Source organism: Ruegeria sp. BHSB064 (genome assembly GCF_059613205.1).
This window is the reverse complement of record NZ_JBXWSB010000149.1, coordinates 1-9357: the sequence shown is the minus strand read 5'-3', so window position 1 is coordinate 9357 and position 9357 is coordinate 1. Positions and strand designations below refer to the sequence as shown.

9 protein-coding genes are annotated in these 9357 nt (G+C 57.2%); 6 read left to right on the top strand and 3 right to left on the bottom strand.

All coding sequences use genetic code 11. From position 1 onward, the window contains the following. From AC2FNU_RS22020 to AC2FNU_RS22010, 3 genes are all read left to right on the top strand, one after another. The coding region (locus tag AC2FNU_RS22020) for a UbiA family prenyltransferase (protein WP_496792594.1) at positions 1-1421 on the top strand (1421 nt) is incomplete at its 5' end. A gap of 72 nt (positions 1422-1493) precedes the next feature. After that, entirely contained in the window at positions 1494-1850 is a 357-nt protein-coding gene (locus tag AC2FNU_RS22015; protein WP_171648920.1) for an SMR family transporter, read from the top strand. 309 nt (positions 1851-2159) lie between these two features. After that, the gene (locus tag AC2FNU_RS22010; RefSeq protein WP_496792588.1) at positions 2160-2363 is read left to right on the top strand and encodes a hypothetical protein; all 204 of its coding nucleotides are present in this window, start codon (positions 2160-2162) and stop codon (positions 2361-2363) included. A 4-nt stretch (positions 2364-2367) separates the two neighbouring features. Here the strand turns inward: AC2FNU_RS22010 and AC2FNU_RS22005 are convergent, their stop codons facing one another. After that, positions 2368-3375 carry a replication initiator protein A gene (locus AC2FNU_RS22005; protein ID WP_171648916.1) on the bottom strand — a complete coding sequence of 336 codons (1008 nt, stop codon included), beginning with the start codon at positions 3373-3375 and terminating at the stop codon, positions 2368-2370. 386 nt (positions 3376-3761) lie between these two features. Between AC2FNU_RS22005 and AC2FNU_RS22000 the strand changes: the two genes are divergently transcribed. Together AC2FNU_RS22000 and AC2FNU_RS21995 are read left to right on the top strand one after the other, a co-directional pair. Then, positions 3762-5189: an AAA family ATPase gene (locus AC2FNU_RS22000; RefSeq protein ID WP_496792584.1), complete on the top strand. Its 1428-nt coding sequence runs from the start codon at positions 3762-3764 to the stop codon at positions 5187-5189. Positions 5190-5266: 77 nt separating this feature from the next. Beyond that, positions 5267-6286 carry a ParB/RepB/Spo0J family partition protein gene (locus AC2FNU_RS21995; RefSeq protein ID WP_496792580.1) on the top strand — a complete coding sequence of 340 codons (1020 nt, stop codon included), beginning with the start codon at positions 5267-5269 and terminating at the stop codon, positions 6284-6286. A 61-nt stretch (positions 6287-6347) separates the two neighbouring features. Here AC2FNU_RS21995 and AC2FNU_RS21990 read toward each other — a convergent pair whose 3' ends face one another. Further along, on the bottom strand, positions 6348-6749 hold the full coding sequence (locus AC2FNU_RS21990; protein ID WP_496792577.1) for a GtrA family protein: 402 nt from the start codon (positions 6747-6749) through the stop codon (positions 6348-6350). Between the two features lie 5 nt (positions 6750-6754). Further along, a complete protein-coding gene (locus AC2FNU_RS21985) occupies positions 6755-7750 on the bottom strand; it encodes a glycosyltransferase family 2 protein (RefSeq protein WP_496792575.1) in 996 nt (331 codons plus the stop codon). Positions 7751-7962: 212 nt separating this feature from the next. Here AC2FNU_RS21985 and AC2FNU_RS21980 point away from each other — a divergent pair. Beyond that, a partial coding sequence (locus AC2FNU_RS21980) for a hypothetical protein (RefSeq protein ID WP_496792571.1) occupies positions 7963-9357 on the top strand: 1395 nt, incomplete at its 3' end.

Genomic DNA, 9357 nt, shown 5'->3' with positions numbered 1-9357 from the left:
AAAAAATCTTTGTTGATCTGGATGGGACGCTGGTCAGAACAGACCTGTTTGTCGAGGCTATTCTGCAATTCCTGAAGAAAAACCCGCTCAATCTTTTTCCGGTTCTTCTGTGGGTGTTCCGCGGCATCCCCTATGCCAAGGCGCGGATCGGCCGGGAAATCGGATTAGAAGCGGCGGACCTGCCGTTCGAAACCGACCTGCTGGATTATCTGCGCGTGCAGAAAGAAGAAGGCAGGCATCTGATCCTCGCAACAGCCTCGCACCGCATCTATGCCGAAAAGGTGGCCGCGCATCTGGGCCTGTTCTCGTCTGTTCTGGCCACAGAGGAAGGCCGGAACCTGAAAGGGTCCAACAAGCTTGCCGCCATCCGTGACACAGCCGGATCCGACGCCTTTACCTATGCCGGAGACAGCACAGCCGACAGTCCGATCTGGGCGGCGGCAGGGTCGGGTATTTTCGTCAATGCCCCGGCCTCGGACGTGGCCGCGGCACAGGCTGCGGGTACCGCTGAAAAGATCATCGCCTCACGCCCGCCGGTATGGCGCGCATTCGTCAAGTCGATGCGTCCTCATCAATACGCCAAGAACGCCCTAATCTTTGTGCCGATCTTCACCTCGCAAATGCATCTGCCCGCTGCGGGGTTCCTGGCGGCGCTTCTGGCCTTTATCTGCTTCAGCCTCTGTGCGTCGGGCGTGTATTTCCTGAATGACCTGATGGACCTGCAGGCCGACCGCCACCACACCAGCAAACGGCATCGCCCCCTGCCCGCGGGTGATCTGCCGCTTCAGACCGGCGTCATTGGGGCCATCGCCCTGCCCGGCATCGCCTTTGCCTTGTCCCTGCTCTTTCTGCCGGCTGCCTTCACGATCGTGCTGATCGCCTATCTGGCCATCACCATGGCCTATTCCTTCTGGCTCAAGCAGATCGCAACCGCAGATGTCATGGTGCTGGCCTCGCTTTACACGCTGCGTGTCATCGCCGGAGCCGCCGCCACGGGCATTGTGCTGTCCTCGTGGCTGTTGGCATTCTCGATGTTCATCTTCGTCAGCCTCGGCTATCTCAAACGGTATATCGAGGTCGCGGCGGCCCCGCATGATGAATCCAATGTGCATGGCCGCGACTATTCCCATGCCGACAGCGAGACCATGTTCAGCCTTGGCGTCGCCAATATCACAGCTGCCGTTGTCATTCTTGCGCTCTATATCAACAGCCCCGAAGTGAAAGGCTTTTACAGCACTCCGGAAATCCTGTGGCTGCTGTGTCTGTTACTGCTGTATTGGGGCAACCGTATCTGGGTCGGTGCCCGACGCGGTCGGATTGCCGACGATCCGGTCCTGTTCGCCTTGCGTGACAGAATAAGCCTTTTGATCGGCGCGGGGTTTGTGCTGATCACCTTAGCCGCCAAATACCTGACCTTTTGAAGCCCGCACCGGACCTGCCGGAAGACACTGTTTAGCTGTGCCCAGCAGACCCGCACATGAAGGAGAACACATATGTCACTCTATTGGTCTGCCCTGTTGATCGCCGTTTGCGCCAATATCTGCACCAACCTGTCGTTCAAGCTGGCCGTGCAGCAGCTTGCCGGGCCTTTCGACATCCGCGCCTTGATACTCTCACCCTGGGCCTGGGCTGGCCTGGTCAGCGGCCTGCTGCTGCTTGGCAGTTTCATTGTCGCCATTCGCGGCATTGAACTGAGCGTGGCCTACCCTGCCGTCACGGGCCTGGCAATGGCCGGTATTTTGCTGGCCGGATATATCCTGTTTTCTGAAACCCTGAGCTTTCAGAAAATTGCCGGGATCGGCCTGGTTGTTGCCGGAGTGGTCGTACTGTCTCAGGTCAAACCAACCTGAGACCAGTGTTCGGCAGGCGGAGATTTGCACATTTGCACGGCAAAACCGCTCAAATATTGCCCTTTCTGAGAATTCCAGAGAAGAATTGGGAAAGGCAGTCCTTTAACCACAGGCAATACGCAGTATCGAACGAGTAGTGGAGTTCAGCTCCAGCGGGTATCCAATAACCAAATTTTAACCTCAGGTGGTTCATAGTTTTGCCATGATTCCACGTCGGAATCGAAAAGGGGGAATCCCCCTGTGGCACTACGACGACCCGCCGTTATGGGGTGAAAGAGACCGGAACCAGAACGGAGCACCTGGACCAACATGCTGGGAATTATTGGTATAGCGATATGTGTCGGCCTTGTTGCCAGCATCGCGACCTGGCTGTCGGGGTATTCTCTGCTGATGGCTTTCGGGGTTTATGCACTGTCTGGCTGGCTCTTCATCCTGATTGCCGCCACAGCGGTCTATGCCACCAGATCACTGAGAATGCGCACAGAGAAACCGGATCACGCCTATTCAGGCTGAACCGTCACTCTTTTCCACTCACCCGCTTGGCCACATAGCCCAGAAACGCCCGTTGCGGGTTTCTGATCTGCGGACGCCCTGACGCAGCCCAATAAGCCAGCCAATCCGCCTCTAACGCATAGACATCGCGGCCCGGTGCCATCGCCCGGGCTTCTTCCAGCGCCCCTGAGGGCAGGATCGGCTTGTCCGGCCCCTCGACCACCTGACCCCGACGGGTAAAGCGGATCAGGTCACCGGGCTCTTCACTCATCTCGTAATCGGGCAAGTGATCAGCTGCGATCATGTCGCGGATCATCTTGCGGAACACCCGCCGGGGCGAGGCTGAGCCCGATTTCTTCAACAGCACCTCAACCGAGATCCGCCACTCGGGCTGGCGGCCACAATGTTTGCGCGCCAGTTCATAGATCCGCCGCTCCAGCGGTTTGCGCAGGCGGAAATAATCGCGGCTGAGGGTCAGCACCGATTTCGCCAGCACCGCCCGAAACAGCCAGTCTGACAGTTTCACGCTGACGCTGACCATCCGGCCTGCCCTTGTGTGGCGCACGATCTCCCAGCTTTCGATCAGGCCGAAACCGGTGGTGGTCTCTTTTTCACCAGTGACGATGTTGGTGGTGATCCTTGTGCCGGCCAGCCGCTCGAACGCTTCGCGCAAGCGTTTGTAGCCGTCACCGCTGGTTTCGCGATTGGTTGCCACCAGCAGATCATGCGCCTTGAGATGCAACACCCGGCTGACCGTCCGGCCCGCATTGATCGCCGCCATCAGCTGGCTGATGCAAAAGATCAGGATGTCCTTGTCGTGGATCGTCGCCAGCCCCCGAACCGACGGCGTCACCGTAATCTCGACCCCGTTATGTTCGTAATTGAGGATACGGCGATCCGGCCGGGTCGAGAGCGAAAACATCGGATGCTCCATCGACCCCATATCTGTCTTGGGCAACGCATCGAAGATGTCGCATACAAAAAAATCGCCCGTTGGGTGCCGGTCAGGCAGCAATGCCCCCGACCCGCTCATACTGCCCTGCCCATATGTCCTGCCCGAATCTTTGTTCGTGGTTTTATTGACGCCCACCGTAGAGTTATCCACAGGAGGCGTAAAGCCGCCGGAACGTGGGTTCAGAGTCACTGGAACGTGGGTTCAGAGTCATCCTATCGTGGGATCAGATTCACTGTAGACACAAGAAATCTCAAAAATCGCTTTTTTTTCTTATACTTAAAAGAAAAGGATTTATCTGGTAACTAATAATATAACAGGATTCTAACAGGATATTTTTTGGTCGTGCACTCAGAACCCGTCTCTCAGAAGGATTTTACCCCTTATTTTTGCTTAGAAAATTCGGTTTTGTGCTCGCAATGCTTTCATATGCCCTATTTTGTGGTATATTGACCAAAACATAGCACATGAGCAGATTTCCAATGCGAGCAGCACCGTCCGAAGGGCTTCCCCCCTATTTCAACATTGATCCTGATCTGGCCCATGCTGAACTGGGCGAACCAACCGGAACCCATGAGTTCTCACAGATAGCAGATGCCTGTGCCCGGGGGCGCGCAGATTTGGCGAACCGGGGTCTGGAAGACGACGGACAGAAAAAGCTGCGCCTGTTTTCAACCTGGGAGATTACCAAATATCTGATCCCTGTGGCCCCTGCCCATTTTAGGCGTGTGCTCAAGGGTAACCCGGATTTGCCGCAAGGGCAGTCCGAAACCGAAGGTGGTGCCAAGTGGTTCACGTTGGATGAAGTTCTGCGGCTGCGGACGCATTTTGCTTCGGAAGGATCCAAGGCGAAGGAATACCGTCCCTACCGACCCGAGGGGCTGCCTGCCAAGATCGTGTCCGTGGCCAACTTCAAAGGCGGCGTTGGCAAAACCTCGACCTGCGCGCATCTGGCCATGTCCGCCGCATTGGACGGCTACAAGGTGCTGGTCATCGATCTGGACAGCCAGGGCTCGATGACGTCGATCTTCGGCGGCAAGGTCAGCGATGAATGGCAGACGGTATTTCCTCTGCTCGCCCGTCATTACGCCACACATCTGCGCCGCGACAATCAGGGGCGGCTTGACCGGGGTGAAGCTCCGCATCCGATCGACGATACCCTGTCCGAGGCGCTGAAAACCCGCAGCAGCGATCTGATCCAGACCACCCATTGGCCGAATATCGATCTGATCGGCGCTCAGCTGAACCTCTATTGGGCCGAGTTTCAGATCCCGGTCTGGCGGATGCAGGGCCGCAGCTGGAAGCTGTGGGATGCACTGACCGATACGCTGGACGAGGATGGGGTGCTGGACGCGTATGACATCATCTTCATCGATACCCCCCCTGCCCTGGGCTATCTGACGATCAACGGGCTGGCGGCCTCGGATATCCTGCTGGTGCCCATGGGGGCCTCGTTTCTGGAGTTCGATTCCACCGGCCGGTTCTTTGACATGCTGCATTCGACATTCCAGTCCATCGAAGACGGGGAGAACATGGCCGCCCGCGCGTTGGGACGGCCTGAGATGGCGTTTCAATGGGATGCGGTGCGCACGGTCATCACCCGTTATGACGGCAGCCAGCAGGCCGAGCTGGCGGGGTTGATGCAAGCCTATCTAGGTCGCACCCTGTCGCCACATTGGCAGGGCTACACGGCGCTGATCGGCCAGGCTGGGGAACAGGTCAACGGCATCTACGAGGCGGATTACCGCGATTTCAACCGCGAGACCTATGTGCGGGGGCGGGAAACCTTTGATGCCACTTATGCTTCGTTCAAGAAGCTCTTGATTGGCGTCTGGCGCGGCGAAGAGCGGGCCCAGCAGGCCGAAGAGGCAGGAACACCGGAATTGTCGCTCTGAGCGCGATGTTTCGCGCGCGAAACACGTCTTCTGTGCCCCGAAACAGAATCTGATCCGCGCCGAAGAAGGAGAAAGTGATGGCAAAACGCAAACGACTGACCCCAGCCCGGCCGGATTATCTGGAAGACAATCGCCCTGCCCCCGGCCTGACATCCATGTTCCCCACAGATACGCCCCGCGCCGCACCACCGGTTGCACAGGTGGCCGGGGCCACGGCAGCCCAGGCCGCTTTGGAAGAGCTGTCCGGAGAATTGCGTGCTGCGCGGGCCGAAGGTCGTTTGGTGCAGGACCTGCCGCTTGACGCCATCGAGGAAACCTATCTGGTGCGCGATCGGATGACGGCTGATGACGCGGATATGGAGGCGCTGAAGGAAAGCCTGAAGGCACGCGGTCAGCAAACACCGATCGAAGTCGTGGAATTGACCGAAGGGCGGTATGGCCTGATCTCTGGCTGGCGGCGTCTGGCCGCGCTGCGGACGCTGGCGCAGGAGACAGGCGATGCACAGTTTAACACCGTGAGAGCATTCCTCAGGCAGCCGCAGAGCGCGTCAGACGCGTATGTGGCCATGGTCGAAGAAAACGAGATCCGTGTCGGGCTGAGCTATTACGAGCGTGCCCGGATCGTGGCGCGGGCGGCAGAGCAGGGCGTTTACCCGGATGAAGCCGCTGCCCTGCGCGGGCTGTTTGCATCGGCCAGCCGGGCCAAACGATCCAAGATCGGATCCTTCATTACGATCTATCACGCGTTGGATGATCATCTGCGCTTTGCGTCAGCTATTCCTGAACGGTTGGGACTGTCGGTTGCGAAAGTTTTGAAGGAGGATCCCAAGGCAGCCTCCAGGTTTGCAAAAGAGATGGCTGCCGCGGTGGCCAAGACACCCGAGGACGAACTCGGAGAGTTGGCGCGCAGGGTTCAAAAGCTTGGGGCTCAGAAGTCCGAGGCCCAACCTCAAAAAGCGGATACCGCGCCCGAGAAGATTGGTGGTATTTACCTGAAACAGAGTCGAAACGGCGCACAGCTGACCTTGACCGGTGAGGGCGTTTCCGAGGCTTTCCTGACCGATCTGCGGGCATGGCTCAAAAACCGCCCCGGCTAATGTTTCGCGCGCGAAACATGTCATCGAATGACAATCCATCCCCCGGAGGCCAAGGGTTTGCCTATTTGAGGGCACCTGCCTGATCATCGTCGTTGAAAGCCCAGCTTTTGGCCAGGATATAGGTGGCGATTGGCACCACCGAGAAGATGATCAGCAGGGTCACGTAATAGGACAGCCCGCCCAGATCGACCGCGACAAAGACTATGGCCTGGTTCAGGCAGAGCCCTGCCCCTGAGACGACCAGAAAACGGGGCATGGTTTTTCCATGTGCTGCACTGGATGCAAAGCTGAAACGGTAATGGCCGAAATATGAGACAAAGAAACCGGCACAATAGCCCAGTGCATTTGCAGTGAACGGCGCGAACAGCGATGTTTTCACAAAGACAATCCCCAGCACCGCATGGGTGACCGAGGCCAGGGCCCCAACCGTGCAGAAGGCCAAAAGGCTGCGAAACAGAGGCATATCACTCACCCATCGCGATCATGAGAGATAAGCCTGTCCACAACAAATAGCGGACGCTTTTTGCTTTGCATGTAAAGCCGGCCAACATATTCGCCCAGGATGCCGATGGTGAACAGTTGAACAGAGCTGACCAAAAGGACAACAACCACGGTCGACGCCCAGCCCGAGACGGTCTCACCGGCAATCCGCTGCAGGATGACCCAGACAAACAGCCCCAGGCTGACAACGGTCATGGAAAGGGCAAGCCAGGTTGCGATCCGCAATGGAACGGTTGAGAACCCGGTGACGCCGTCGATGGCCAGGCGCAGCATCTTTCGAAACGGGTATTTGGTTTCCCCGGCAAATCTTTCGGCGCGCTCATAAGAGAATTTGACCTGCCGGAACCCCAGCCAACTGACCATGCCGCGGATGAAACGGTCTTCTTCGGGCATCGTGTTCAGGTAATCCACAACCTTGCGGCGCATCAGGCGGAAATCGCCGGTGTCCAGAGGGATCTCTACATCCGAAAGCATTCTGAGAAGCCGATAGAACGCCGAAGCTGTTGTCTTTTTGGCCAGGCTTTCACCCTCGCGCTTTATGCGCTGGCCATAGACCACATCCGCGCCTTCATTGAGGACAGCCAGCATGTCAGGCAGCAGTTCCGGAGGGTCCTGAAGGTCGGCGTCTAGAACAAGGACAATCTCTCCGCGGCAATGGATCAGCCCGGCAGACAAGGCGCGCTGATGGCCATGGTTGCGCGACAGAACAACACCACGGATATTCGGGTTTTGATTGGCAAACCCTTCTATCATTTCGACGGTCCGGTCCGTCGATCCATCATCGATCAGAACAAGTTCATAGTCCGTGCCAAAGGTTTCAGCGGCGACATGCGTGGCGCGCCGGACCAGTTCATCCAGCACAGCTTCTTCGTTGTAGCAAGGAACAACGATGGACAGCCCCGGTCGCGTGCGGCTGGCTGTTTGCGCAAGCTCGTGCACCGCTTCCTGTGTTTGGCTGTTCATCTGAAAATGTCTCCATCGTACTCTTTAAAACCAATCCCTGAAATCAAACCCGCAACGGGCCAGCAATTCAAGTCTGCGAAGGGGGAAGATTGTTTGTACATAATCGACAATCAGAACCAGAACCTGCGCAAAACTTGCAATCATCAGGGCTGCGGGTCATTACTGAAGAGCTCCACGGGAGAATGTGTTGTGGTGTTGTTTTGGTTGAAAAGTTGTTTGTATCACTGAAGTCCCGTTCGGTTCTGGTGCCATTCTTGCTGTGCCTTTTGGCCTATGTTCCCCTGATCGGATATCATATCGCTTCGTCTGGCTATAATCCGGACGAGTGGAGGTTTGCCGTCGGTTTGGAAACCGGTTTCGCAGATGTTCACATGAGATGGGCCACCCATATAGGGCACAACCTTGTTCTGGGGGGGCAGTTTCACGATCTGCTGCATGCATGCCTGACCTTTGTTCCGCTGTACGGGATCAGTGCCATACTGTCCGCGCGGGCCATTCCCGACGGGCATCCAGCCTTGCGGGGTAGTGCGACGGTTATGATCTTTCTGGCCGGCGCCTGCCATGTCTATCTGACGGAAATCCTGCATTATCAGACACTGGCATTGTGGTTTACACTGGGCCTGTTCCTGTCCGTACTGGCGCAGACCCTTGTCACCCCCGAGAACCGGTCCGTGTCCCTGTTGGGGTGGGGGCTGCGCATCCTCATTGCAGCAGAGCTGACGGCGCTGAGCCTGGGGTTTTACCAAAGCTACGTGTTTCTCGGGTTCATCATTCCCGCCATGGCCATGGTTCGGGTCGACCGGTTTTCCAACCTTCAGATCGTGAAATCGCTGTTGGCGGTGCTGTGTGCCGCCGGGCTGGGGGCCATGTTGTACCTGTATCAGCTCAACGGCCTCATCCGATGGCTCGATCTTGAGCCCTATTTCAGGTCTGCGGGGGTGCCTCCGACCGACGTGCTTGTGGAAAAGGCGAGGTTCCTGCCAAAGATGTTGTATCTGGTCTATGGCGGCAGTCTTTTGGGAACGCCACACCCGTTCCGGGGGCTCTATCTTTTGGCGTCGATGGTGGTGTTGTTTTTCCCCCTTCTGGCCGTACTTATTCACGTTTTCATAAACAAAACCGCGAAAATAACGTCGTTGTTTCGAATTCTGCTGGGCAGTTACGGGGCTCTGGTCACCCTGCCTATGGTTGTTTGGTTCCTCTATCCCGACATGTTCCTCGTTGGGCGCTCTATCGGGTATACGGGCTTCGTGTTGGCGGGGATTGTGTTCGTCAACCTAGGCCTGATTGTCAGCAGCCTGTCCCCCGGCCTTTTCAGACGCATCTGTGCGGCCTGTGGCCTGTTCACGGCAGCCGTTCTGGCAGCCAACAGTGTTGTGGCCTCACAGCTGTTATGGCCGGTTTTTCGGGCAACGCATGACCGGGATGTGGCCCTTGCTGGCGCGATCGTCGATGCGGCCGGACAGATGCCGGGATTTGACGTGGGTCGCACACCCATCAGAACCATCGGTGGCGCGCAGTATGATGATCTTGCCTTTGGCAGTTTTATCAACCCAAGCACTTTTCATCCGGGGGTGGATATGAACTCTGTCTTCCAGGTTCGGTTC

Excerpts from the sequence above, each read along its gene's own strand:
- AC2FNU_RS22015 (WP_171648920.1), top strand. The coding sequence starts at position 1,494 with ATGTCACTCTATTGGTCTGCCCTGTTGATCGCCGTTTGCGCCAATATC.
- AC2FNU_RS22010 (WP_496792588.1), top strand. The coding sequence starts at position 2,160 with ATGCTGGGAATTATTGGTATAGCGATATGTGTCGGCCTTGTTGCCAGC.
- AC2FNU_RS22005 (WP_171648916.1), bottom strand. The coding sequence starts at position 3,375 with ATGAGCGGGTCGGGGGCATTGCTGCCTGACCGGCACCCAACGGGCGAT.
- AC2FNU_RS22000 (WP_496792584.1), top strand. The coding sequence starts at position 3,762 with ATGAGCAGATTTCCAATGCGAGCAGCACCGTCCGAAGGGCTTCCCCCC.
- AC2FNU_RS21995 (WP_496792580.1), top strand. The coding sequence starts at position 5,267 with ATGGCAAAACGCAAACGACTGACCCCAGCCCGGCCGGATTATCTGGAA.
- AC2FNU_RS21990 (WP_496792577.1), bottom strand. The coding sequence starts at position 6,749 with ATGCCTCTGTTTCGCAGCCTTTTGGCCTTCTGCACGGTTGGGGCCCTG.
- AC2FNU_RS21985 (WP_496792575.1), bottom strand. The coding sequence starts at position 7,750 with ATGAACAGCCAAACACAGGAAGCGGTGCACGAGCTTGCGCAAACAGCC.